This window comes from Brevibacterium sp. UCMA 11754 (assembly GCF_021532275.1).
Classification (GTDB): domain Bacteria; phylum Actinomycetota; class Actinomycetes; order Actinomycetales; family Brevibacteriaceae; genus Brevibacterium.
Genome location: NZ_JACBOT010000021.1, coordinates 232,978 through 256,622 on the forward strand (window position 1 = coordinate 232,978; position 23,645 = coordinate 256,622).

At 62.6% G+C, this 23,645-nt stretch carries 19 protein-coding genes; 11 read left to right on the forward strand and 8 right to left on the reverse strand.

Annotated elements, in window-relative coordinates; all coding sequences use genetic code 11:
* Genes HX613_RS10070 through HX613_RS10080 form a run of 3 tightly spaced genes read left to right on the forward strand, consistent with a single transcriptional unit; the run spans window position 1 to window position 3,352 of the window.
* Complete coding sequence (locus HX613_RS10070) at window positions 1–873, forward strand: ABC transporter ATP-binding protein (RefSeq protein WP_235345197.1); 873 nt, start codon at window positions 1–3, stop codon at window positions 871–873.
* On the forward strand, window positions 870–1,808 hold the full coding sequence (locus HX613_RS10075; RefSeq protein WP_235345198.1) for an ABC transporter ATP-binding protein: 939 nt from the start codon (window positions 870–872) through the stop codon (window positions 1,806–1,808). The genes HX613_RS10070 and HX613_RS10075 overlap by 4 nt, the downstream gene beginning before the upstream one ends.
* Window positions 1,808–3,352 (forward strand): ABC transporter substrate-binding protein, encoded by a 1,545-nt coding sequence (locus HX613_RS10080; RefSeq protein WP_235345199.1) that lies wholly within the window; start codon window positions 1,808–1,810, stop codon window positions 3,350–3,352. Before HX613_RS10075 ends, HX613_RS10080 begins: the two co-directional genes overlap by 1 nt.
* A 24-nt stretch (window positions 3,353–3,376) precedes the next feature.
* Here the strand turns inward: HX613_RS10080 and HX613_RS10085 are convergent, their stop codons facing one another.
* Window positions 3,377–4,339 (reverse strand): quinone oxidoreductase family protein, encoded by a 963-nt coding sequence (locus HX613_RS10085; protein WP_235345200.1) that lies wholly within the window; start codon window positions 4,337–4,339, stop codon window positions 3,377–3,379.
* A gap of 126 nt (window positions 4,340–4,465) precedes the next feature.
* Between HX613_RS10085 and HX613_RS10090 the strand changes: the two genes are divergently transcribed.
* Complete coding sequence (locus tag HX613_RS10090) at window positions 4,466–5,056, forward strand: TetR/AcrR family transcriptional regulator (RefSeq protein WP_235345201.1); 591 nt, start codon at window positions 4,466–4,468, stop codon at window positions 5,054–5,056.
* A gap of 6 nt (window positions 5,057–5,062) precedes the next feature.
* On the opposite strand, the gene HX613_RS10095 is transcribed toward HX613_RS10090, so the two are convergent.
* Complete coding sequence (locus HX613_RS10095) at window positions 5,063–6,274, reverse strand: hybrid-cluster NAD(P)-dependent oxidoreductase (RefSeq protein ID WP_235345202.1); 1,212 nt, start codon at window positions 6,272–6,274, stop codon at window positions 5,063–5,065.
* Window positions 6,274–7,578, reverse strand: a complete 1,305-nt coding sequence (locus HX613_RS10100; protein ID WP_235345203.1) for an aromatic ring-hydroxylating oxygenase subunit alpha — start codon at window positions 7,576–7,578, stop codon at window positions 6,274–6,276. Before HX613_RS10100 ends, HX613_RS10095 begins: the two co-directional genes overlap by 1 nt.
* Window positions 7,579–7,684: 106 nt before the next feature.
* Here HX613_RS10100 and HX613_RS10105 point away from each other — a divergent pair, with 106 nt between their 5' ends.
* From HX613_RS10105 to HX613_RS10115, 3 genes are all read left to right on the forward strand, one after another.
* Window positions 7,685–8,611: a LysR family transcriptional regulator gene (locus HX613_RS10105; RefSeq protein ID WP_235345204.1), complete on the forward strand. Its 927-nt coding sequence runs from the start codon at window positions 7,685–7,687 to the stop codon at window positions 8,609–8,611.
* A gap of 102 nt (window positions 8,612–8,713) precedes the next feature.
* Window positions 8,714–9,646: an ornithine cyclodeaminase family protein gene (locus HX613_RS10110; RefSeq protein WP_235345205.1), complete on the forward strand. Its 933-nt coding sequence runs from the start codon at window positions 8,714–8,716 to the stop codon at window positions 9,644–9,646.
* Window positions 9,643–11,034: an APC family permease gene (locus HX613_RS10115; protein ID WP_235345206.1), complete on the forward strand. Its 1,392-nt coding sequence runs from the start codon at window positions 9,643–9,645 to the stop codon at window positions 11,032–11,034. The genes HX613_RS10110 and HX613_RS10115 overlap by 4 nt, the downstream gene beginning before the upstream one ends.
* A 71-nt stretch (window positions 11,035–11,105) precedes the next feature.
* On the opposite strand, the gene HX613_RS10120 is transcribed toward HX613_RS10115, so the two are convergent.
* The gene (locus tag HX613_RS10120) at window positions 11,106–12,086 is read right to left on the reverse strand and encodes a hypothetical protein (RefSeq protein ID WP_235345207.1); all 981 of its coding nucleotides are present in this window, start codon (window positions 12,084–12,086) and stop codon (window positions 11,106–11,108) included.
* A 175-nt stretch (window positions 12,087–12,261) separates the two neighbouring features.
* Between HX613_RS10120 and HX613_RS10125 the strand changes: the two genes are divergently transcribed.
* Complete coding sequence (locus HX613_RS10125) at window positions 12,262–15,534, forward strand: hypothetical protein (RefSeq protein WP_235345208.1); 3,273 nt, start codon at window positions 12,262–12,264, stop codon at window positions 15,532–15,534.
* A 40-nt stretch (window positions 15,535–15,574) separates the two neighbouring features.
* Here the strand turns inward: HX613_RS10125 and HX613_RS10130 are convergent, their stop codons facing one another.
* Window positions 15,575–16,906: a D-serine ammonia-lyase gene (locus HX613_RS10130; RefSeq protein WP_235345209.1), complete on the reverse strand. Its 1,332-nt coding sequence runs from the start codon at window positions 16,904–16,906 to the stop codon at window positions 15,575–15,577.
* A gap of 95 nt (window positions 16,907–17,001) precedes the next feature.
* Window positions 17,002–17,964 carry an ABC transporter substrate-binding protein gene (locus tag HX613_RS10135; protein WP_235345210.1) on the reverse strand — a complete coding sequence of 321 codons (963 nt, stop codon included), beginning with the start codon at window positions 17,962–17,964 and terminating at the stop codon, window positions 17,002–17,004.
* 337 nt (window positions 17,965–18,301) lie between these two features.
* On the opposite strand from HX613_RS10135, the gene HX613_RS10140 reads away from it, so the two are divergent.
* Window positions 18,302–19,369 (forward strand): siderophore-interacting protein, encoded by a 1,068-nt coding sequence (locus HX613_RS10140; protein ID WP_235345211.1) that lies wholly within the window; start codon window positions 18,302–18,304, stop codon window positions 19,367–19,369.
* 13 nt (window positions 19,370–19,382) lie between these two features.
* Here HX613_RS10140 and HX613_RS10145 read toward each other — a convergent pair whose 3' ends face one another.
* Window positions 19,383–20,372, reverse strand: coding sequence for a DMT family transporter (locus tag HX613_RS10145; RefSeq protein WP_235345212.1), 990 nt, complete (start codon window positions 20,370–20,372; stop codon window positions 19,383–19,385).
* Between the two features lie 82 nt (window positions 20,373–20,454).
* Here HX613_RS10145 and HX613_RS10150 point away from each other — a divergent pair, with 82 nt between their 5' ends.
* On the forward strand, window positions 20,455–21,357 hold the full coding sequence (locus HX613_RS10150) for a LysR family transcriptional regulator (RefSeq protein WP_235345213.1): 903 nt from the start codon (window positions 20,455–20,457) through the stop codon (window positions 21,355–21,357).
* Between the two features lie 93 nt (window positions 21,358–21,450).
* Here HX613_RS10150 and HX613_RS10155 read toward each other — a convergent pair whose 3' ends face one another.
* Complete coding sequence (locus tag HX613_RS10155) at window positions 21,451–22,620, reverse strand: acyl-CoA dehydrogenase family protein (protein WP_235345214.1); 1,170 nt, start codon at window positions 22,618–22,620, stop codon at window positions 21,451–21,453.
* Between the two features lie 206 nt (window positions 22,621–22,826).
* On the opposite strand from HX613_RS10155, the gene HX613_RS10160 reads away from it, so the two are divergent.
* Window positions 22,827–23,534 (forward strand): FadR/GntR family transcriptional regulator, encoded by a 708-nt coding sequence (locus HX613_RS10160; protein ID WP_235345215.1) that lies wholly within the window; start codon window positions 22,827–22,829, stop codon window positions 23,532–23,534.
* Window positions 23,535–23,645 lie beyond the last annotated feature (111 nt).

The following is a 23,645-nucleotide window of genomic DNA, read 5'->3' on the forward strand; positions in this document are numbered from 1 at the left end:
ATGAGTCCCGAATCCGCGACGTCTCAGCCTAGTCAGTCACAGCCCGGGCAGGCCCTGCCACTGCTCGAGGTCGACTCGCTCACCGTCGACATCGACGGGGAGGTCGGCAAGCACCGGATCCTCGACGATGTTTCGATCACCCTTGAGCCGGGAGAGCCGATGGGCCTCGTCGGCGAATCGGGGTCAGGGAAGTCGATGACCCTGCGCACGATTCTCGGGATGCTGCCGCCGGCGGCCACTGTCGTCGAAGGGGAAGTCAGATTCCGGGGGAGGAACATCCTCACCTCGGGCAGCGGCCGAGGCTACGACCAGAAGGTGCGCGGCACCGGAATCTCGATGGTGTTCCAGGAGCCGGCGATCGCGCTCAATCCCGTGATGAAGGTCGGACGCCAGATCACCGATGCCATCGCCGAGCACAAGGGCCTGTCGAAGCGTGCGTCTCATGACCTCGCGATCGAGCTCATGGACCGAGTCGGCATTGCGAACCCGGAACGCCGTGTCTCGGACTACCCGTTCCAACTCTCCGGGGGCATGCGACAACGCGTGATGATCGCGGCCGCTCTCGCGCAGGAGCCGGAGATACTCCTCTGCGACGAACCTACGACGGCATTGGATGTCACGATCCAGGCTCAGGTGCTCGATCTGTTTCGCACAATGCAGCAGGAAAAGGGTCTGGGTCTGCTCTACGTCACCCATGATCTCGCCGTCGTCGCGCAGCTGTGCACGAGCATCAGCGTGATGAAGAGCGGAAAGATCATCGAGCACGGGAATCTGCAGAGAATCTTCGACGAGCCGCAGGAGGACTACACACGCAAACTCCTGTCGGCGACTCCACGCATCGACGATGGAGTGCAGCTGGAGAGGGCGACATGACCACACGACTGCTGGCACAGGGCGATGACGACTCCCGCCGAGGCACAGGTACCCGGCCGGTCTCACCATCAGGTACCCGGCCGGTCTCACCATCAGGTACCCGGCCGGTCTCACCTTCGGGCTCCGGGCTCAGAGCCGAGAACATCACCGTGACCTTCGGTCGGGGCGAGCGAGCATTCACTGCCGTCGATGACGTGAGCATCGACGTCGCCCCGGGTGAGATCGTCGGCCTCGTCGGAGAATCCGGCTCCGGAAAATCCACCGTCTCCCGCGTCATCTGCGGGCTACAGCGCGATTATTCGGGCACAGTCTCCTTCAACGGCCAGGAGCTCGAGCCGAAACGCAGCGCGAAGCAGTGGCGGGTCGTCCAAATGGTGTTCCAGGATCCCTTCGCCTCCCTTGATCCCCGGTACACGGTGCGCAGCACCCTGTCCGAGGTGATCAGGCACCATAAGCTCGCCTCGGGAGCAGCCCTGAAGCGCAGGTGCGCCGAACTCATGGACATGGTGCGCCTGCCGGTCGAATTCCTCGACAGGACTCCCACCGCCATGTCCGGTGGTCAGCGCCAACGCGTGGCCATCGCCCGAGCACTCGCGGTCCAGCCCGAGGTGATCGTGGCCGACGAGGCGGTGTCCGCCCTTGATGTCAGCGTGCAGGCAGAGATCATCGCTCTCTTCGCTCGGCTGCGTGAAGAGCTGGGGCTGTCGATCCTCTTCATCTCCCATGACCTGGCGGTGGTGAAAAGCCTGTGCGAGCGTGTCTGCGTCATCCACAACGGAGTCCTCGTCGAGAGCAATTCGACAGCCGAGATCTTCCACAACCCTCGTGAGGACTACACGAAGACCTTGCTCCAAGCCATCCCCCGGTTCGACAGTGCCTTCCTCGATCGGGCTCCGAAACGGCGAACCACCTCGGCGAGCGAAGGAGGCCGTTGATGTTCGGCAAGCGCACGTCCAGATTCCTCGCCGTCGTCGCCACGTCGCTGCTGATCCTCACCGGCTGCGGATCGGGCAATGAGGAGGCGCCTGCCAACGGGGGCGACCTCATCTTCGCTCGCGGCAAAGACGCCACCACCCTGCTGCCGCCGACCACAACGCAGAATGCCGATATCTGGACTCTGCAGCAGGTGTACGAGACGCTGACGCTGAATAAACCCGACGGGACCGGAGTCGTTCCGGGTCTCGCGACGGACTGGAAGGAGTCGAAGGACAAGCTCTCGTGGACGTTCGATCTGCGGGAGAACGTGAAGTTCCACAGCGGCAAGGAGCTCACGGCCGATGACGTCGTCTTCTCGCTCAACTACGCGCGGGACGCAAGCGACGACGCCAATCTCTGGGCCGGAGAATTCACCCTCATCGACGACGTCAAAAAGGTCGATGACTCCACGGTCAAGATTGAGCTGTCCAAACCATGGGGACCGCTGCCCAGCTATATGGCGCTGTTCGCCGCCGCAATCTACCCGAAGGACTTCGGCGGTCACGATGCCGAATACATGGCAACCCATGCCGACGGCACGGGCCCCTTCAAGGTCGACTCCTGGTCGAAGGGGCAGAGCCTCAAACTCGTGCGCAACGACGACTACTGGGAAGAGGGTGTGCCGAATCTGCACTCGGTGACGTTCAATGTGGTCTCCGAGGACAACACCCGCAGACTCCAGCTCCAGGGCGGTCAGGCCCACATCGATGAGGAGCCTGCCCCCTTGAGCATGAGCACCATGGACCGGTCACAGGATGTCTCGGCCACCGCCTTCGAATCGACGAAGATCCTCTACTTCAATCTCAACAACACCGTCAAGGGCCTCGACGACCCGAGGGTGCGCCGGGCGATGTCCTATGCGGTCGACCGGAAGTCCGTCGTCGATGTCGTCTATGCCGGCTACGCGGATCCGGCAAGCTCCTTCATCTCCCCCGGCCTGACCGGTCACGCCGAGGGCATCACCGGCGGCGAGTACAACATGGACAAGGCCAAGAAGCTCATGGCCGAATCCGATCATGCGGAAGGGCTGGAGATCACCATCCAGATCCCTTCCGGCGTGGCCGATCGCGAACTGCTCGCACAGATCGCCCAGCAGTCCTGGGAGGACCTCGGGATCACGGTCCATGTGCAGAAACTCGACGATGCGACCCTGGTGACCAACCGCACCAATGGCGACTTCGAAGTCCAGGTCGGCTATGCCACCTCCGACGTCTCCGACACCTCGCAGATGATCAACTTCCTCGCAGTCACCGACGACTCCGGCATCCGCTCCGGTTACGGCGATCCCGACGTCAAGAAATGGTCGACGCAGGCTCTGGCCGAACCCGATCCGGACAAGCAGAACGAGCTCTACGCGAAGATCCAGCAGAAGGTCGCCGACGATGCCCCGATCATCCCGGTCGCCTACCAGAAGGCGCTGTACGGAATCAGCAGCGACGTCGTCGACTTCAGACCCTATGTGCTGGGAACCTACGGGCTGCGGGAGACCAAACTCACGCAGTAGATCTCACGACTGCGCGCAGAGAACTCAGTGCTCGAGGATGATCTTTCCGGTCGTCGCCCGGGATTCGAGTGCCGTGAAGGCATCGGCCACCTCGGCGATGGAATAGCGGGCGCCGATGCTCACCTTGAGGTCTCCGCTGCGGATCCACGCGAAGATCTCATCTGTACGACCGCGGATCTCATCTGCGGTGCGGACGTGGTCGGCGACGGTGGGGCGGGTGAGGAAGAGCGAGCCCGAGGTGTTGAGCGTGTTGACGTCGACCGGATCGACCGGGCCGCTGGCGTTGCCGACGACGACGATCGTGCCCCGGGTGCGCACGGCCTTGAGATCACCGTCGAAGGTGGTCTTGCCGACGCCGTCATAGATGACGGTGGCGCCGATACCGTCGGTGACCTCCAGGGTCTTATCGGCGAAGTCGTCGTAGCCGAAGACATGGCTCGCTCCGTTCGCTCGGGCGATCTCGGCCTTCTCCTCTGACGAGGTCGTGCCGATCACCGTCGCGCCCTTGAGCACGGCGACCTGAGTGAGCAGCTGGCCGAGACCCCCGGCCGCCGCGTGGACCACAACGACGTCGCCCGAGGTCACCGCGTGTGTGTCCGTGGTCAGGTAGTGCGCGGTGATGCCCTGCATGAGAGCGGCCACTCCGGTCTCATCGTCGATGTCATCGGGGATCGGAACCGCTTTGGCCGCCTGGACGAGGGCGAACTGCGAGAAGCTTCCCTGCCCACCGGCCATCCAGCCCACGCGCGTTCCGACCTCGAACCCCGTGACACCGTCACCGGTGGAGACGACTCGGCCGACCCCCTCGACTCCGGCGCGAAAGGGCGTGGGCAGGGCCGCGCGACGTTGGACGACATCGAGGAAGTTGACCCCCGAGACACTCAGTTCGACGAGGATCAGGCCCTCGGCGAGTACCAGTTCCTCGTTGTCCACCTGCGCATAAGCCTCCGGACCGCCGTGCTGCTCAACCTTGACGAATGTCATCATTGCCCCCTTGAAGTCGATGTCTGGGTCTACTCGCGGAGCTTTCGTCCGCATACGCATCCGGACTATAGTCCGTATATGAGCGAGCATACCGGAACGCCGTCCGCTTTTGGAGGAGCCCTTCTTCCCATGGCGACTCCAGAGCAGCCGCTGCGCGCCGACGCACAGCGGAATCGACGTCGAATCCTCGACTCTGCCACGCAGCTCCTGGCTGATGAGGGCGTCGGTGGACTGACCATGGATGAGCTGGCCAAGCGGGCTCAGGTCGGCAAGGGCACGCTGTATCGGAACTTCACCGACAAAGCGGGAATCGCCTCGGCCCTGCTCGACGATCGCGTCCGAGACATGCACTCGCGGATGCTGCAGGGGCCACCTCCGCTGGGGCCGGGCGCACCCGGCGACGAGCGCCTGGCAGCCTTCACCGAGGCATATATGAGACACATCTCGGGCAACCTCGACCTCGTCCTCCTCACCGAGGCATCGAGCCCCCGGGGACGTTTCGACAGAGTGGGCTACCCTTTCTGGTGTCGACACGTCGAAATCCTCGTCGCCGAGGTGCGCAGAGAAGACCACGCCGAGGATGCACGGCTGCACGCCGAGGCGATCATGTCCGTGCTCTCGGCTGCTCAGCTGGAGCAGTGGATCCGCATTGAGGGTCACATCCTCGAAGAGCTCATCCCCCGAGTACAGAAGATCGTCGTCAGCATCGCCGTCGGCTGAGCTCAGTCACCGCTCCACAACGAGGTCACTCAAAGGCGTCGAACAGCAGGGCAGAAACTTCCCGGCCGCGATCTCCTTGGGGCGGATGCCTCCTGCGTGGTTCATCTCGACCTCGCCGCTGACCAGGACTGACTTGCAGGTTCCACACATCCCCTCTTCGCATGAAGACGGGAAGACCATACCGGCCTCGACTGCTGCGTCTAAAACCGTGGTCTCAGGATCGCATTCGACGTGCTTGCCGCTGCCCGTGAAGTCGATGCCGAATCTCCTCAGCGGAGACGAGCCGCACCCGGGCGGTGGACCAACAGCCTCCGCTGCCCGTCCCGGGGCCGTTCCGGTCGACGCCTCGGCTTCCGCGAACTGGGCCCGCTTGGCCAACCGTTCGGCTGGTGAGGTCGCGAAGACGAAGGACTCCTCGTGCACCCGGCTCCCCAGCACGCCGAGCTCGTCGAGCATCACTCGAACTGCGGCCATGTAGTCGCCGGGACCGCAGACAAAGGTCTCACGATCTGCCACCTCGGGAACCACCTCGGCCAGTGCCTCGCGGGTGATGCGACCACGGCGACCGGCCCACACCTCGGCGGCGGAGTCTCTCGAGCACATCGTCACCACGCTCACGCCGGGGACCTCGGCCAGCTGCTCGAGTTCGGGTCGGAAGATGATATCGGCCGGGGTGGCCGCGTTGTGGATGAGCACGATGTCGGTCGGGGCACCGGCAGAACGCGCCAGCAGGGACCTCACCATTGACATGATCGGGGAGAGGCCCGAGCCGCCGGAGACGAACAGGTGCTTCGCGGCCGGATGGAAACTGGTGCTGAACAGACCGTACGGACCGTCGACGTGGACTCGGTCGCCGACCCGGAGCACGTCGTGCAGGTAGGTCGAGACCGCGCCGCCGTCCACGCGTTTGACGGTGAGGGTGAATGTGTTCGTCCCGAACGGCGCCGACGCGATCGAATAGCAGCGCTCACACTCGAGTTCGGGGATGCGCACCGTCACGTACTGCCCGGGTTCGAAGTCGATCCGAGCCATCCAGGGGGCGAAGAGCTCGAAACTTCTGACGTTGTGCGTGACCTCGGTGATGGACACGCATTCGACCATCCCGGTCAGTTCCGCGTCGGCTTCGGGTGCTGCCGCAGCATAGCCGGGGGACGTCGCGTCAAAGCCGGGGGCCGCCGTGTCAAAGCCGGCGTTCAGTGTCTCCTGGTAGATCGTCATCAGCTCTGCCCTCCCTGGCCAGCCAGCCGCACGTCGGTCTGCGCCCTGTGGGCCTGCAGCCGTTCGATGTACCACGTGCAGAATTCTTCGAGGTCGCTCTCCGTAGGAGCATAGGGTCCCGGAATGTAGGCCGGCGACGAAATCCCGCGGTGGGCCTTCGCGCACAGCGCCGCATCCTGCTCGTTCGTCTTCACCCACACAGTCGTGAGATTCTCAACGTCATAGTCGACGCCTTCGACCGCATCCTCATGGACCAGCCAGGTCGAGCGCACCCGCGTGGTGTCGGGCCCCAGAGGGATGAGGGAGAAGGTGACCGCGTGGTCGCCCATGAAGTGGAACCAGGCGTTGGGCTGAGTGTGCATCGATAGTCGCCCCAGCTCAGGGGTATCGAGTTCACCGAGGAGTTTCGCCGAGGCGGCCCCGCCGTCCATCGTGTACGACTCCCCCTTTCCGTCGAGAGCCGCCCGTTCGATTCGGAAGCCGGTGGCTCGGCCGCTGAGCTCTGCGATGAGCTGCGTGGGCAGGTTGTTGCGTTCGCTGTTGACCCGCAGCCTCTCCTCGGCGTCGAGGTAGCGCTGGTAGGCGGGCTTGAGCCGTTTGGGGATCTCGTCCGGGGCGTAGCCGTAGGTGGGGAAGAATGTGCAGGTCAGCTCCGGGTGCCCGGCCTCGCAGTGATAGCACTCGCGGTTGTTCTCCATGACGAGCTTCCAATTGGCGTGCTCGATGAGATCGACCTGAGCGGCGACCTTGGTCTTGTTCAGGGCGTGCGGTTGGATGTAGGGCGAGATACGCTCGGCCACCTCGGCGAAGTCCTCCGGAGGATTCTGCGCCAGGCAGATGAAGACCAGGCCAGCGACGACGCGGACGTTGACCGAGCGCAGGGAGAAGCAGGTCCGGTCGAAGCCGGGAGCCTGGACACCTGCGGACATGAGGTCGCCCTCGGGCGAGTAGGTCCACTGGTGGTAGCTGCAGACGATGTTGCCCACGGACCCGTTGGTCTCGGACAGGAGGCGAGCGCCTCGGTGGCGGCAGACGTTGTGGTGGGCGCGGATCACCTCGTCGTCGTCGCGGATGATGATGACCGAATAGTCGCCGATGTCGATGGTGACGAAGTCGCCGGGCTCGGGCACCTCGGCAGCTGCCGCTGCGAAGATCCATGTCGCGGCGAATACCGCGTCGATGTCCCTGCGATAGAACTCATCGGAGAGATAGAAGGGGGCCTCAAGACAGTAGCCGGGTCGACGCTCGTCGATGAGCCTGTCTGGATTGTCTGTTCGGGGATCGACTTCGGGTGCCAAAGTCATCGGTGTCACCGCCTCGCTGCGATTGCTGTTGCCTAAGGCCAGTGTCCGCCGGAAAACCTGCGAAAAAAAGCGAATCTTTTTCCACTGGATCGTGCAACAATATTGCATGATCGATCAGCGTCTCCAGGTGCTCCGAGTTCTCTCAGAGGTCGGAACTCTCACCGAGGCAGCGCACCGCCTCGGCTACACCCCTTCCGCCGTGTCTCATCAGCTGCGATCCCTGTCCAAGGACCTCGGTCTGCCCATCCTCGAACAGCGTGGAAGAGGCCTCATCCTGACCCCTGTGGGCCAGCTCCTGCTCGAACGGACGCAGGAGCTCTTCACCCGGTGGGAGGAGATTCGCGGCGAACTCGCCCAGGCCGATTCGGGCAGCCCCCTGCGGCAGAGGCGACTGCGCCTGTGCGGCTTCTCGACGGCTGCGGCGGCGCTGCTGCCACCGGCTGCGGAGAAGGTGAACGAGCTTTTCCCCGATTCTCAGATCACCATCATCGAGGCCGAGCCGGAGGAGTGCTTCGAACTCCTCGTCACCGAGCAGGCCGATATCGCAGTCGTCGTGGCCACGGACCCGCTGCCGCCGCGCAGCGACATCCGGTTCGAGCAGAATGCGCTGGTCAGCGACCGGCTCGATCTCCTCGTCCGCAGCGATCACCGCTTAGCCACACGCTCGGCGGTGTCACTGAGTGAGGCTGCTGAGGAGAGTTGGATCCTCGATCGCCCGGGTTCGCCCTACTACCGGCTGGTGCGAACAGCCTGCGCGGCAGCCGGCTTCTTTCCCGAGAACGCCCATCAATCGCGGGAGTGGGAGACCGGGGCGGCCCTGGTCTCGGCCGGACTGGGGGTGGCGCTCATCCCCCGCCTGGCCAGACTGCCCGATGGCTACGATGTGGCCCGCGTACCCTTGCGCGGAGATCCGGTACCTTCCCGAAAGATCCTCACCGGGGTACGTAGCGGGTCTGCCGGCCAGCCGATCATCGCCGCCGCGCTCGAGATCCTCCACGAGGTCGCAGCCTCGGTGGCTCACCGCGGAGTGTGAACGGGCAAAGCGTTGCCCCGGGCGGCGCCAGGCCCTGGCAGCCAGTCTGGGCATCCGGAAGAGCATTCACACCTCAGCCGAGGGTGGCATAAAGTCAGTTGCATGGACGAAGTGAAGAACCTCGACGCCGAAGCCGTCTTCGCCGCGCTGTCCCCCGCCGAGGCGGTCGCCGCCCTGCGTGCAGCGTTGGCGAACGATTTCGACCCCGCCGATGACATCCCGCGCACGATCACCGACATCTCTGCCGGGAACATGATCTTCATGCCCTCGGAGATCGGCGACTGGGTCGGGGTCAAACTCGCCGGCGTCTCCGTCGGCAATCCCGAACGCGGCCTCCCCCGAATCATGGCCCAGTACCTCATGTACGACAGCGCAACCCTCGAGCTGCGAACCGTCATCGATGGTGCAGCGCTGACGACCCTGCGCACCCCGGCGGTCTCCGTCGCTGCGATCGAACCTGCCCTGACCAGGTTCACTCAGCCGGTCAATGTCGTGGTCTTCGGCGCCGGCCCGCAGGGTGTGGGGCATGCGGACACGATCGCCGATGTCCTCGATGTCGAGCTCGCCGATGTGGCCTTCGTCGTCCGCTCCCCCGATCAGGTCACCTCCGATGTCCGTGACCGCGGCAGGGTGCTGCAAGCGCAGACCGCCGAGGTGGACTCAGCACTGCGCGCCGCCGACATCATCGTCACCGCCACCACCGCGAGCGAACCCCTGTTCTCATCAGACCTCGTCAGACCCGGTGCCGTGGTCATGGCGTGCGGATCCCACGATCCCCATTCGCGTGAGCTGCCAGCTGAGCTCTTCACCTCGGCGATGGTCGTGGTCGAAGACCTCAGCACGGTGCTGCGGGAGGGCGGGGACGTCGTCCTCGCGATCTCCGATGGGGCGCTGGATGCGGATTCGCTCGTGACGATGAAGCGCTTCAGCAACGGCGAGGTCAGCGCCGAGGCGGGTCAGACGGTCATCTTCAAGGGCTCCGGCATGTCGTGGGAGGACCTGGCTGTGGCCACGGAACTGGCAGGCATGGCATGAGCACGTCTGACGAGGGCGCCGGGGGGTCCACCGGCGCTACAGGGTCCACTGGGTCAGCAGGGAAATCGGGCGAACTTCGCCGCAGCATCGGACTGACCGAGCTCGTCTTCATCGGCCTGGTGTTCATCGGGCCGGCGGCTGCGGTCGGCGTCTTCGGCACGCTCGACGCGAACTCGGGCGGTGCGGTTGCGCTCGTCTATATCGTGGCCACGATCGTCATGTCGTTCACTGCGGTCAGCTATATGCGGATGTCGCGGGAGATTCCGCGGGCAGGAACGGTGTTCGCCTACGCCTCGGCGGGGATCGGTCCGCGTGCGGGATTCACCGCCGGATGGATGATCCTCCTCGACTACCTGTTCATTCCGTCCGTGGCGTATCTGTTCACGGGCATCGCTCTGAATTCGATCTTTCCGAGCATTTCCGTGTGGCTGTTCACCGGCATCGCCGTCATTCTCACCACCGGCCTCAACCTTGCCGGCGTGAAGATCGCCTCGCGGGTGATCACGCTCGTGGTGGTCATCGAAGTGCTCGTGCTCGGGTTGGTCCTTGTTCTCGGCGTCATCTATCTGGCGGCCAACGGGCCCAGCCGAGATTGGCTGTCCCCACTGACGGGCGTGGGCGCGTTCTCGATCACTGCGGTTCTGGCCGCGGTGTCCGTGGCTGTCCTGTCCTATCTCGGCTTCGATTCTCTGGCGACGTTCGCCGAGGAGGCTAAGGGCGGGCCGAAGATCGTCGGGCGCGCCACCTTGGTGTGCCTTGTTCTTGCAGGCGTCTTCTTCGTGGCGCAGACCTGGGTGGGCAGTCTGCTCTCGCCGGTATCTCCTGCCGAGCTGCAGGCCAACCCTGAGCTGGAGGGCGCAGCGTATTACGATGCCGTCGATGCCACCCTCGGGACCTGGGTGCACTGGCTGCTGGCCCTTGCCAAGGCCGTCGGTGCGGCGTTCTCCGCCATGATCGGACAGGCCGCTGGTTCACGCATCCTGATGGACATGGGCCGCAACGGTCAGGTGCCGAAATTCCTTGGCCAGGTGTCGCCGCGGACCGGTGTTCCGTGGAAGGGCATCCTCGTCGCGGCCGCCGGCAACGTCATCGTCGCCGGCTGGGCAACGACCCGCGCGGACGGTCTCGACCAACTCACGTCAATCGTCAACGTCGGCGCTCTGAGCGCGTTCATCTTCGTACAGGCCTCAGTGGTCGGCTACTTCCTCGTCAGACGCAAGGGTTCCGAGGCGCCGAGCTGGTTCTCACATGGGGCGATTCCGATCATCGGCGCCGTCCTGCTCGCCATCGTCCTCGTCAGCGCGAATCCGCTGGCCCTGATCATCGGTGCGGTGTGGCTGGCTATCGGTATCGTCGTGTACCTGGTGCGCAACCGCCGACGGGTCTGACTGCGGGGTCGGGCGTGACTGCTGGTCGGAGTCTGACTGCCGGGCCCAGCTTCGACCGGGCATGGTCACGGTCAGTCTTGGAGCCGGGTTGTGCCATCGATCCCACCTGAGGTGTTGAGCTGCTTGGCATAGCAGTAGTCGGCGCCAAGACCGTGCGATGAGCACCAGGACAGCGCCTCCTCTGGATCGTCGTACCCGATTCCCACGACCGTGACCCAGAAGTCGTCTTCTTTGAAGCTGGCAAAATCACCAGACCACACCAGCTGCACGCGAGGGAACTCCTCCCGCAGCTCTTGGTGTTCGGCGAGGATGTCCTTCTCCTTCCAGGTCTTCCCTTCGGCCTCAAGACCCAGCTTCTTCGAACTCAGCTGCGGCACCCATTTCCCGTTGAGGTCGGCCTTGACGCTGGGTCTGTCGCTTTCGATCAGTTGCTCAAGTGCCTTCGCAGGGGCATCCGACAGCGCTGGTGATTCCGAGGGATCAGGACTCTCTGAGGGACCTTGGCTTGATGAGGCCTCGCTTCCCGGGCTCTTCGCCTCCGATGAGGCGGGTGCGGCGACCGTGTCACCGTCGGAGTCATTGCCGAACAGAGTGGCTGCGCCCCATCCGATTCCGAGAGCGACAACGACGATGAGAACCACGCCCATCGCGATAAGCCCTCTCCGGCTGCGGGACTTCCCGGCCGGTGCGGCGGCATCAGGCCCTTGCGCATATTGGGCATTGGAGTTCCGTGCCGGTACCTGTTGGTGCTGTGGATGCTGTGGATACTGGCCCTGTGAGGCCTGCGCCGAAGCGGATTCGCTCTGCGGGCGCTTCGGCCTGGGGTACGGGGGCGCGGTGGGAACCGCAGGGGGCCTTTCGCCCCAACCGTTGTTGGCGCGCTCTTCCGGCTGACCCCAGCCGGTATTGGCCTGTTGGTTCCAGCCCGATTCCGACTGCTGATTCCACCCTGTGTTGGGCTGCTGCGGAGGGTTCGGCCCGTGTCCTTGCTGACCGTTGCCGTTCCACGCAGGGTCGCGGCCACTCCCGGGTGGAGGTGGATTCTCACTCATCAGCGGCTCTCGATCCTTCTTTGCGAAATGAGTCCTTTAGGACAACTTCCATGGTTTCACAAGCCTAATATAGGATTGCCACTACAAAATGAATATGCGGTCGCATATTGGCTTATATCCAAATACACACCCCTCGCCTGCCTCGAAGCAGACCCACCCGGATGAAGGACCACTCATGAGCGACTCATCTCACGACGCCAAAGACAACGGAGCCGCAGAAGAGTCGGACAGCACTGCCGCTGACGAGTCGGACAGCACTGCCGCAGAAGAGCCGAAGAGCACAGAGACTTCGCCCGACACGAAGAAGCCCGAGCTCTCCCCTGCTGCCCCTTCTGCGGCGTCTGGCTCGGAGGTTCCCTCCCCTGCCGCCGGGTTTGACTCGTACAACGACGATCCGGACTCCACAGCGCGATTCGCTCCTGGCTGGAACCAGAACAACCAGCAGCAGCCCCACCTCTATGATTCAGAACCGCAGACGCAATCCCCACCTCCATTCCCATCTCCAGGGATGGGATCACCCCACCCGAGCCAGGACTCCCCTGCCTCTAGCCAGGGCTCGCCATATCCTGTGTACGGCGCGCCCTATGGGCAGCAGCATCCCGACCCGAACTCGTACTACTCTCACTCGGGCAGCCAGTCGAATGGGCACCCGGGAAGCCAACCGAGTGGATACCCCGGCAGCCAACCGGGTGGGCACATGGGCAACCAGCCCGGCGGCCACCTCGGCGGCCAGCCGCAAGGAGTTCCCTATCCTCAGCCTCCCCAATACCCTCAGTCTCATATGTCTCCGTCGACGGCGAAGTACCTGTCTGCGTTGGGCCAGGGAGCCACATGGCGCAGCGCCCTGATCCCGCCGGGGCTGGCGCTGCTGGCTGGAATCATTGTCTCGATCATCATCTCGGCGCTGCTCACCTCAATGAGCGACTTCACCGCTCTCGCTGAAGAGACCGGTTTCAACACCGACGGAATCACCTATGCGCTGCCCTTCGTCCTGCTGGCAATGTCCCTGTTCGGTTCTGCGGTGTTCCGCTTCAGCGTGCAGGCCGGAGACATGGGTCAGGCGTCGGGCAGCCTCTTCGCCTCGGGAGCACCGCTGCTCATCACCATCATCGTCATCGGTGTGCTGTGGTGGTTCACGAAGCGCAGCGAGCTGAAATCACCGTCACCCAATCGCGGCGTCACCTGGATCCGCATCGGGATCACGACCTTGTCGATGGCTTTCGTTCTGCTTCTTCTCGAACTGATCTTTGCGGCGCGCTTCTCCATCACGGAAAGCGGCGGCGTGGTCGATCTCGAGTTCTCCGCCGTGACCGTCCGTTCGTTCTTCCTGCCACTGCTCGCCGTCCTCATCACCAGCATCTGCGCAAGGATCGCCGGGCACTTCAAGGGCAGCGAGGCCATCGGGGCTCCCTTCCTGCGGTGGCTCGCCCCGCCCATTCTCGTGACGTGGATCCACCTCATCGTGACCACCCTTGCCCTGTCGATCGTCGCAGTCTTCATCATTCCGCTGTCCTTTGACATGCCCTGGCAGACGATTCCAGCGCTCTTCATCAATGTGGGTCTGATCCTCACCATGCTTGTCCACCTCGGCGGAGTCAGCGCCTCGGCTCAGGGAGACATGATGGGCTACGACTCCGGCGGGTTCTCGGAGTCACTGACCATCTTCAGCCGCGAGGCACCCGGGCAACTGTGGATCGGGCTGCTTGCGGTCGTGGCCGCCGTCCTAGTCGCAACCCTTGTCGCCACCGTGACTCGCCGTCCCTATTGGACAGTCGCCGGCGAGGACAAGGCGCAATGGACCACTGCGTGGAAGATTCCACTGGCATTCTGCGCTACCTGGGGACTGCTCTCCGTGCTGGCCGTCCCGCTGCGCATCCGTCTGGAGGGGTCGGCCGCGGCTGCGTCGATGTTCGACGGCTTCGGCACCGCCCGCGCCGGTGTCGGCCCCCTGGCCTGGTCGTTCCTCCTCTTCGCCCTCTGGGGCGTTGTCATCGAGGTTCTATCGAGGACCCTCGGCCCGCGGCTTGTCCTGACCGTTCCGGCCGTCGCGAAATTCTTCGCTGGACGGGCCGTCCACCCACACTGGGGGCAGGCGCTGGGTATGAGCGAACCACGCCATCCCCTCATCCATCCAGACGCCGTCGCTGGCCGTGGTGCCAGAGCCGGTATGACAGCTGCCGGCGCTGGTGCCGTTGCCGGGGCCGCCGCTTTGGCCTACCCAAGCGTCCCGCAGTCAGGGCCCTCAGCACACGCGGAACCTAGCGCGTATCCGCCTGCAGCGGAACCTGGCGAGCATCCCCCTGCAGGTGCCGCCTATCCGATGCCCGCTCCCCCGAACGGCGCCTATGCCGGGGCCGGCTCGCCCCCGCCTCCAGGAGCCGCACCTGCCCAACCCTTCAACAAGAAGAAGGCGACTCTGGTCGGCGTGATCAGCGGCTCGGCGGTACTCGCGATCGTCGCGGCACTCATCGTCGTCACGCAGGTCAACGGGAACACGTTCAGCCCCGAGGCAGCCGTTGAGAAGTATTTCTCCGAACTCTCCGATGGCGATGCCGAGGGGGCGTTGAAGATGGCCGATGTCGACGTGCCAACCGAGCAGCGGCAGCTGCTGACGAACGACGTCCTTGGTGCCGCAAAGGCCCTGCCGAAGGACGTCACCGTCGAAGATGCCGATGTCAACGGGAACTCGGCGACGGTGACCGCGACCTACGACGTCGGAGGAAGCAAGGGCACGACGAACTTCTCTCTGCACAAGGCGGGCAAGAAGGCACTGTTCTTCGACGACTGGAGGCTGCAGGCGCCCGAGCTCTTCTACCTCTCCGTCGAGACTCCCGGTCTGAGCAAGGTCAAGATCAACGGCATCGATATCGAGACCAGCGAATCCGGCCTCGCCCTTCCCGCTTTCCCGGGAATGTACACCATCGGACTCTCCGAAGAGACCGACCTGGTATCTGCAGACGAGATCGAGGCCCGAGCATTCTTCGCCGAGGAAGGCGACATGGAAGGGTACGAGCCAGCGCTGCTCGCGGCCCAGCCCACCGATGCCTTCCGCACCGAGGTGAACAAGCAGGTCAAGACGCTCATCGACAGCTGCGCCAAGAAGACCGTCGCCCAGCCCGATGGTTGCCCCTTCGGCTCCTACAGTGCTGAGAGCTACGACGCGACGAACATCAAATGGTCGATCTCCTCGTATCCGACGGCCAGCGTGGGCGGTCCGTCGGGCGAAGGCTACTTCGACCCTGAGGAATCCACCGGGCCCAACGGAGGCCCCGCCTGGCCGATCTCGACAGAGACGACAGGTGAGGCGTTTGTGACAGGAAAGTACGACTCGTTCTTCGATGAATCGGACACCTTTGACGACACGGTGACGTTCTCGGTCGACGGCACCGCCGAGATCGTCGACGGCAAGGTCGTGATCAACATCGACGGTGACCCGTACGGCTTCTGATCAGCGCCGGGTCGCTCCGGTCAGGGCTGGGTCGCTCTGCTCAAGGCTGGATCGTCGACAGCAGGTTCAGCCCCTCAGCCACATAGTGTTCGCGCTCCTCGCTAGGTACCATGGCCCCTCCGGTCACCCAGACCAAGTGAGTGGCATCGGCATAGCCCGGCCCCTCGCCGAGGTAGCCGATCGTTCGCCACGGAACGGTCAGTCCCGCCGTCGCCGAAGGCTCGACATCGAGTCCTTCGGTCTGATGGAACACACCGGCGCCTGCCTTGATGACCTCGTCGGAGACCGTGGCGAATCCGGAGATCAGAGGGCTGATCACTGGTCCGATGAAACGGGAAGGTCGCGCCACGGCCAGACCGTCGGCGGCTGTGGCCCCGCTGAGGCCGATGTCCTGGACGCAGATCTCGCGGTGCAGACCGGTACGAACGCCGAGGAACATGGCGGGAGCTTGGCTCGGCTCCACGAAGATGCAGTGCACGTCGTCACCGAAGACTTGTTTGAGTCCATAGGTCACGCCGCCGGGGCCGCCGCCGATTCCGCACGGTAAGTACACGACGAGAGGGTGTTCAGCGTCGACGCTCACTTGTGCGGCTTCGAACTGGTCTCTGAGACGCAGAGCGGCCACCGAGTACCCGGCGAAGAGACTGCGTGAGTCTTCGTCGTCGACGAAGTGAGTGAGCGGTGCCCCTTCGGCAGACGCTCTGCCGGCCGACACTGCCTCGACGAAGTCTCCAGAGTGCTCGATGACGTCGACACCATGACTGCGCAAGAGCTCCTTCTTCCACTCTCGAGCGTCGGCCGACATGTGCACCGAGGCGGCGAAGCCGAGTGCCGCGCTGAGAATGCCGATCGACAGTCCCAGGTTTCCGGTGGAACCGACGACGATCCGGTGAGTTCCGGCGAGCGCGCGAAACTCCTCGGCGCTGTAGGTGGCGGGATCGTTCGGGTTCAGTCCGTGGCCGGCGGCGACCACCTCGGCGTATTCGAGTACCTCGTGGAAACCTCCACGCGCTTTGATCGATCCGCTGATCGGAAGAGCGTCGTCGCGTTTGATCCACAGCCTGCCGGGCAGTTCGGTACCGAAGCGCTCGTTGAGATCCGCCTGCGCAGCATCGGCAGGGACGAGAGCAGATTCGATGATCCCTTCGGCGGCAGCAGTCTCCGGGAAGGCTTCGGCGAACCACGGCGCGAACCGTTCGAAACGCTGTGCTGCGCGGTCCATGAGGCCAGGATCAACCTTCATGTCTCGCAGAACCACCTCGGCGAGGGACAGATCATGACGGGTCCAAGTCGTCGGCGCGCCTGCCGCCAATGCCCGGACGACCGGGTCATCGGCATCGAACTCAGAATCGGAATCTGTGTGTGGGGTCATGCCTTCACGCTCCGCTTCGTGACTGGAGATGGTTCTTCATTTCAGCCTAACCTCTCCGGTCGAGACCCCGGTGAGTCAGCCTGATGATCTGGGGGTCAGTCCTTATGGATGTCCTTCGCGCCCTCCAGCACGTCCGCGAGTTCACCAAGCCATTTCGTGTAGCCGTCGTAGGTATAGGCCCGCTTGTCGTCCCAGGTACCGAGCTGATCATGTCCGACCGGAAGCAGGCTCTTGAAGATGGGGTTGTTCTCGTAATCGGCCGAGGCATCGTGGATGAGCATGACATCAGACGGATAGTCGCTGATCTTCTCCCATGAGACTTCAGCCCAGCTGCTGTCTGCTCCCGAATCAGGGCCCACGAGGTGAAGCCCATCCTCGGCGAGCATCGACGCGACTCCGAGTTCTTTGGCGGTGTAGATGATCTCGCGGCTGAAGTTCGCCAGGAGAACTGTCAGCTCTTCTTTGTCGGCGGCGATGTCCCGGATGCGCTGTCGAGCGTCTTCAAACCCCTGACGCTGCTCCGCGATCGCTCCGGTTTCAGTGTCTTTCCCCAGCGCCTGTGCAATCGCGGCGTACTGAGCGAACATGTCATCCGGGGTTCCCCCGGAGAGCTTGACCGGAACGAATGGGGCCAGCGAACCTACCTGCTCCGTGAGCTTGTCTTCCCACCAAGTCCAGCCGTCACCCTTCTCGTTGCCGTAGGCGATGATGATATCGGGGTCGGTCGCCGCGAGTGCCTCGAGATCGAGTTCCATATCGGTGCCGACGACCTGGACTCCCGTCTGATCGAAGGATTTTCCGGGTGACTCATTCTGGCCGAAGCCGTAGACCGCCACCGGCTTGATTCCATAGGGAGCCAGCGCCGCAGCAGAGTAGAAGTCCATTGCGATCCGTTCGACCGGCCGATCCAGTGTGATGGTGACATCGTCATAGCCTTCCGGGGAGTAGGAGAATCCAGAATCACCGGACGTCGCGGCAGCCTCGCCGTCCGGGTTGCTGCATGCGACAAGGGCGAATGGGACGAGTGCAGACAGTGCGAGCAGTTGGCGGCGGCGCATGGGTGACCTTCCGGGTTTGTCAGAGATGAAGTCTTCGTCGACTGTGGCGTTGCTGTCGGTGTGGCATAGCTGTCAGCGAGGCGTTGCCGTCGCAGGTGAAGAAGTGGATGTCGAATGAAGTTCAGAGCGCATTTCGTGCGGATCGCTCATCGTTGACCTCCAGTGAACGAGGCAAACACCGTCCAGCCGTGAACACATTAGCATTATTTGGAGAGGCTACCCTTACCAATATGGCGTAGACTCGTTGATGAAGGTCGTACACTCACGCTGCAGACAGCTTCGCCCTGCAGTCGTCCATACCGTGCTCTCCGTTGCAACGGGGACCGAAGGAGCATCCGTGCCACAAGCACCCATTGCCGCTTTTGAAGCCACTGTCATCAAGATTGAGGATCTCAACCCTGTGTTCCGTCGCATCACCTTCGGCGGCCCGGGTCTGGATGATTTCGGGGTCAGCGGCCATCCGCGCGACCTGCGGTTCAAGCTCATCATCCCTTCTGCGGGCAAGACGGAACCCGAGTTCGATCTTCTCCGATTCCTCGATGAACAGGATCCGGAGTCCGGCCTCTCCTGGTATCAGGCGTGGCTGCAGATCGACCCGGCGATCCGAGGTGCCATGCGCACCTACACCGTGCGCGAGTGGCGCGAAGATGTTCGCGAACTCGTCGTCGATATGGTTCTCCACGTCGATGGCCAGGGGCATTCGGGTCCAGCCGCCGCGTGGGCCCAATCCGCGCAGCTCGGCCACCGCCTGCACATCATCGGGCCGTCCCGCCACGCAGAAGGCCCTACCGCAGGGATCGAATTCGCGCCCGGAGATGCAGACAACATCTTGCTCGCCGGCGACGAGACAGCAGTCCCTGCCATCGCCTCGATCCTCGAGTCCATCAAGGATTCCGGGGCGCAGGGCAAAGCATTCCTCGAAGTCCCGACAGCCGAGGATGTTCTCGACCTCGACGCTCCCGTGGGATTCGAGATCGAATGGCTGCCCCGCGGCGACGCCGATCACGGGGAACTGCTCGAACCGGCCGTCCGTGACGCTGTCCGTGTCGAGGACACAGCTCTCGCCGAAAAGAAGGTCCTCGCTGAGTTGATCGCATCGGGCGGCACTTCAGACGTTAAATCGCGTGGCGTTTCGGACACAGGCACAGCAAGCACTTGGCCGGTCGAACTCGAGGACATCAACATCGACGAGGCGATCCTCTGGGACGTACCGACTGCCCTGACTCAGGCGGCCCAAGGCAGCTCGAGCAATACCCAAAAGGATTCTCGTCCGTTCTACGCCTGGATTGCCGGCGAGGCCGGGCCCGTCAAGCGACTGCGTCGCTACCTCGTTCAGGAAGTCGGTGTCGATCGTCATCAGATCGCCTTCATGGGCTACTGGCGGCAGGGCAAAGCCGAGGGCTGAGCAGCCGAATCGATCAGTCGAGTGATTGCTCGGTCCGCAGCGGGCACTTCGCGGAAGAGCGAAGCATCTGCGGGACAATTGCGAATGCCGCGCCGATGAGGCACATGACCCCGCCGACGGCCGCCAGCGGCGGTGGGACTTCGCCCAGGGCGAGCCATGCCAGAACAACGACGATCGCGGGAACGAGCAGGCTCGAGGAGCTCAGTACCCCAGCGGGCAGAAAGCGAATCGCATAACCCCACAGGTTGAAAGCGATCGCAGTCGGTACGACGCCGAGATAGATGACCTGAATGGTGATGTCCACTGGCGCGTGAGCCACCTCGGTGATCAAGGCAGGAGTGAAGATCAGGCACGCGATCGTTCCAGCCACGATTCCGGTCCACGTGACAGTCACCGAATCGTCACGTGACAAAAAATGCTTCTGCAGCAGAACACTTGCTGCGTAGAGGATGGCGGCTGCCAGACTGAGCAGAAGACCGCCGATCGTGACGACTCCCGAGAAGCTCGCAATCGTGATCAGAACGATGCCTGCCAGGGACACCGCGATTCCGATGATGAGCTTCGCAGGAAGGCCCTCGCCGAGGAACAGTCCCGCAAATATCGCGACGATCAACGGTGCGATGTTCACGATCATGGCGGCTGTTCCCGCATCGATCGAACGCTCTGCGGCGTTGAGAATCACCGTGTATCCGGCAAACCATGCAACTCCCCAGATGAGAGTGATCATCCAAGTCAGCTTAGTGGTCGGAAACTTCGGCCGCCGGAAGAGCATCCACGCAGAGAGCACGACCGCGGCCGCGCCCATTCTCAGCAACGACATCGGCCCCGGTGTGTAGTGAGCAGCCGCATCGCGGATGACCACGAAGGATGAGGCCCAGAAGATCATCGTCAACAGCGCCGCGATCCACGGCATGGCCCGGGGAGACCTCGCCGCCTGTTGCTGTGCGGGAGTTGCCGCCGTCTGAGCCTGAGCGCTGTCTCCGCTGGCCGAGTTGTTCTTCATGACCTCGATTATTCTTGTCTGGACCATCGAAGAAAAGCGCACATCATTGCACATCTGTACGTATTCTTCGTACAGTTGTGCAATGAGCACTGTCATTCAGCTCCAGTCCCTGAAATCGGTCGCCGCCACAGGTTCGGTACGCTCAGCGGCACAGCACCTCGGACTTTCCCCTTCGGCCGTCAGCCACCATCTCAAGCTGCTCGAACAGGACATGGGCCTCACCCTGTTCCAGAGGCACGGCCGGGGCCTGTGTCTGACCGAGACCGGCTCGGCCCTGATGGGAGAAGTCGATGGCGTCCTCGAGTCGTCAAGCCGCCTGCAGCAGCGCGTGATGGATCTGAAGGACAGCCGAGTCGACCGCCTTTCGATCGGATACTTCAGCACCGCGGGCAACCGTTGGATGCCGGAGCTGGTCCTTTTCCTCGAGCACAGATTCCCACACATGGCAGTCCAGCTCAATCTGGATGAGGGTGCGTGGCACGAAGACCGATCCGACATCCAGATCATTATCACCGAGACCAAAGATCCGGCGTTCCCGCCCGAGATCAACAGCAGTTTTCTCCTTGAGGATCCGTACGTCGTCGCCGTACCAGCGGATCACGAGCTCGCCACGCGCAAAGAGGTCTCGTTGGCAGAGATTGAGAGCTACTCGTGGATCGACAACGACAAGGGCGAGGGGCCGTGCAGAACAATCCTCTTCGATGCCTGCGCTCGGGCCGGCGTTCAGGTGCACTTCAAACATGAGGCGCATACCTTCGTTGCCGCACTCCACATGGTCAGCCGCGGTCTGGGCATCACCTTGCTGCCGCGCCTCGGCATCGACCAACTGCCAGAAGGAGTGGCCATCATTCCCCTGGCCGCGCCCGAGCCGATTCGCTATGTCCACGCACTCAGCGATTTGGGCCATCCGCAGCAAAGCGTCATCAACGATGCGATCACTGCACTTCGTGAGCTCGCCAGCGATGAAGCCGTCGCACTGGCGTGAATTCGAACTAACCAGTCCGATGATCGCCAGCGGATCACCCAGAAATTCTGCAGAATCGCCTTTCTCGCAGCCCGCCGAAATTCGGTATACAGCTTAGTAGCTACGTGGCATCCCAAGAACGTGCGAGCCAAGGTAATTGAGCACCATTTCCTGACTCACGGGCGCAATTTTCATCAAACGAACCTCACGCAGATACCTACCCACATGGTATTCCTCGGAATAGCCCATTCCACCGTGGACTTGAACAGCCCGATCTGCTGCGTCAACACCCGCCTCAGCACAGAGGTACTTCGCGGTATTCGCTTCACGCCCGCTGGACAGGCCTTGGTCATAGGTCCACGTAGCTTTCCTTAGGGCAAGCTCGGCAGCGTCAAGCTTCGCCAAGGAATCTGCCAAGGGGAACTGAAGCCCCTGATTCATACCGATAGGCCGGTCGAAGACGACTCGCTCATTTGCGTATTTGACCGCCTTAGCGAGCGCGGCACGACCGATCCCCAGAGCCTCCGCCGCAATAAGCATTCGCTCCGGATTGAGTCCATCCAGAAGATACTTGAATCCCTTCCCCTCTTCACCCACTCGATGCGAGTCTGGGATGACGAGATCCTCGATGACAAGTTCGTTGGAGGACACAGCATTGCGCCCGATCTTCCTGATCGGATTGATCTGAACATGGTCTCTATCCAGATCGGTGAAAAATAGTGTCATGCCGTCCGTCGGATTCTCGACGTCCTCGCGTTTCGTAGTGCGCGCCAACAAGAGAATCTTGTCTGATTCCATGGCTTTCGAAATCCAGACTTTGCGGCCCGACACGACGTACTCGTCCCCACGTCGTTTCGCGAAAGTGGTCACTCTGGTCGTATCAAGTCCCGCATCAGGCTCCGTCACACCGAAGCACACATGTATCTTGCCCTCAGCGATTTGAGGCAGATTGGCTCTTTTGAGTTCCTCGCTGCCGTGCTTGATGACTGGATGCAGACCGAAGATCGTCATATGTATTGAACTTGCCGCATTCATTGCACCTCCTGCAGCAGCAACTGACTCCAGCAGCAACGTCGCCTCAGTGATACCGAGGCCGTGCCCGCCGTACTCGGTCGGCGTCGTCAACCCCAGCCACCCCTTCTCCGCCAACAGGTTGTAGAACTCAGTCGGAAACTCATGGTTGGCATCCTTATCAGCCCAGTACTCGTCGTCGAACCGACCAACGATCTCCTGGGCGGCTTCGCGCACCATCAGCTGATCATCGGTCAAGGCGAAATCCGCCATCGTCATCTCCTCGATTAGTTCGCTGCCATACAGTCGAGCAAGTCGACGTATGCGATTGCTGTATACGAATCGTGCTCGGCGCCTAGATTCGAACCTCTCATCCGGGCCTCCGTGCATTTCGCGGCGCATTGTGCTCCACTACTCATTTTTTGGTAGGACCAATATAGAATGTAACCGAGGATACCGTCAGACTCAAGAGAGACCCTATGAACACGACCGAGACATCCAGATTTGTCGCCGAGCTACGATCACGAATTCTCGACGGCACCCTGCCCGCGGGGACCAGGCTCGACGCGGAACGCGAACTCGCTGTGCACTACGAAATCAGCCGCAGCACAATCCGCGCTGGCCTACAGGCGTTAGCCTCCGAAGGGATGATCCAGCGAAAGATCGGTAGAAACGGCGGCAGCTTCGTCACCACCCCGAAAGGAGACTCAATAACGAGTTCTCTACAGCTGGTCATCGGTACCGGAGGAATTGCGGAGCGTGATCTGTTGGAAACTCGACTAGCCATTGAGCCCCAATGCGCCGAACTCGCTGCAACCCGGATGAGCAGGGAGGAGCTTGACAAGCTCTCGGAAATCCAATCAGAGATGACCGCGGCAATTCGCCCAGTGGGCAACCCAACCGATCGAACAGCGTTCCTGCGGGCCAACGCAGACTTCCATCTTCATATAGCCCTGGGAAGCCACAATCAGGCCCTATCCGCAATCATCAAAGGACTCATCGGCCCCATCGAAGCGCTCACCGACGACCCCCACCTTCTCGGGCCAGGTCAACTTCGGGAGCTAGTACAGGCCCATGAACACATCTTCTCTGCGGTGAAGTCCCGTGACGGCTTCCGCGCAGCAGACGTAATGCGTAAGCACCTACGGGCTCATATCCAACTGTCCTCCGAGCGCCGAAGCCACTGACCACCCGAATACCAGCCAGCGAGAATACTCTTGTTGGCTGGTCGCTTTTCGTCTACAGTGTTCGTTGATACGTACGACTCGTGCGCATATACCAATGGAGGTGTAATGAAG

Bases quoted from the DNA above. Each gene is read 5' to 3' on its own strand.
- HX613_RS10080 (WP_235345199.1), top strand. From the start codon at position 1,808: ATGTTCGGCAAGCGCACGTCCAGATTCCTCGCCGTCGTCGCCACGTCG.
- HX613_RS10115 (WP_235345206.1), top strand. From the start codon at position 9,643: ATGAGCACGTCTGACGAGGGCGCCGGGGGGTCCACCGGCGCTACAGGG.
- HX613_RS10150 (WP_235345213.1), top strand. From the start codon at position 20,455: ATGAGCACTGTCATTCAGCTCCAGTCCCTGAAATCGGTCGCCGCCACA.
- HX613_RS10160 (WP_235345215.1), top strand. From the start codon at position 22,827: ATGAACACGACCGAGACATCCAGATTTGTCGCCGAGCTACGATCACGA.
- HX613_RS10090 (WP_235345201.1), top strand. From the start codon at position 4,466: ATGGCGACTCCAGAGCAGCCGCTGCGCGCCGACGCACAGCGGAATCGA.
- HX613_RS10075 (WP_235345198.1), top strand. From the start codon at position 870: ATGACCACACGACTGCTGGCACAGGGCGATGACGACTCCCGCCGAGGC.
- HX613_RS10100 (WP_235345203.1), bottom strand. From the start codon at position 7,578: ATGACTTTGGCACCCGAAGTCGATCCCCGAACAGACAATCCAGACAGG.
- HX613_RS10070 (WP_235345197.1), top strand. From the start codon at position 1: ATGAGTCCCGAATCCGCGACGTCTCAGCCTAGTCAGTCACAGCCCGGG.
- HX613_RS10145 (WP_235345212.1), bottom strand. From the start codon at position 20,372: ATGAAGAACAACTCGGCCAGCGGAGACAGCGCTCAGGCTCAGACGGCG.
- HX613_RS10130 (WP_235345209.1), bottom strand. From the start codon at position 16,906: ATGACCCCACACACAGATTCCGATTCTGAGTTCGATGCCGATGACCCG.
- HX613_RS10125 (WP_235345208.1), top strand. From the start codon at position 12,262: ATGAGCGACTCATCTCACGACGCCAAAGACAACGGAGCCGCAGAAGAG.
- HX613_RS10110 (WP_235345205.1), top strand. From the start codon at position 8,714: ATGGACGAAGTGAAGAACCTCGACGCCGAAGCCGTCTTCGCCGCGCTG.
- HX613_RS10135 (WP_235345210.1), bottom strand. From the start codon at position 17,964: ATGCGCCGCCGCCAACTGCTCGCACTGTCTGCACTCGTCCCATTCGCC.
- HX613_RS10120 (WP_235345207.1), bottom strand. From the start codon at position 12,086: ATGAGTGAGAATCCACCTCCACCCGGGAGTGGCCGCGACCCTGCGTGG.
- HX613_RS10085 (WP_235345200.1), bottom strand. From the start codon at position 4,339: ATGATGACATTCGTCAAGGTTGAGCAGCACGGCGGTCCGGAGGCTTAT.
- HX613_RS10095 (WP_235345202.1), bottom strand. From the start codon at position 6,274: ATGACGATCTACCAGGAGACACTGAACGCCGGCTTTGACACGGCGGCC.
- HX613_RS10105 (WP_235345204.1), top strand. From the start codon at position 7,685: ATGATCGATCAGCGTCTCCAGGTGCTCCGAGTTCTCTCAGAGGTCGGA.
- HX613_RS10155 (WP_235345214.1), bottom strand. From the start codon at position 22,620: ATGGCGGATTTCGCCTTGACCGATGATCAGCTGATGGTGCGCGAAGCC.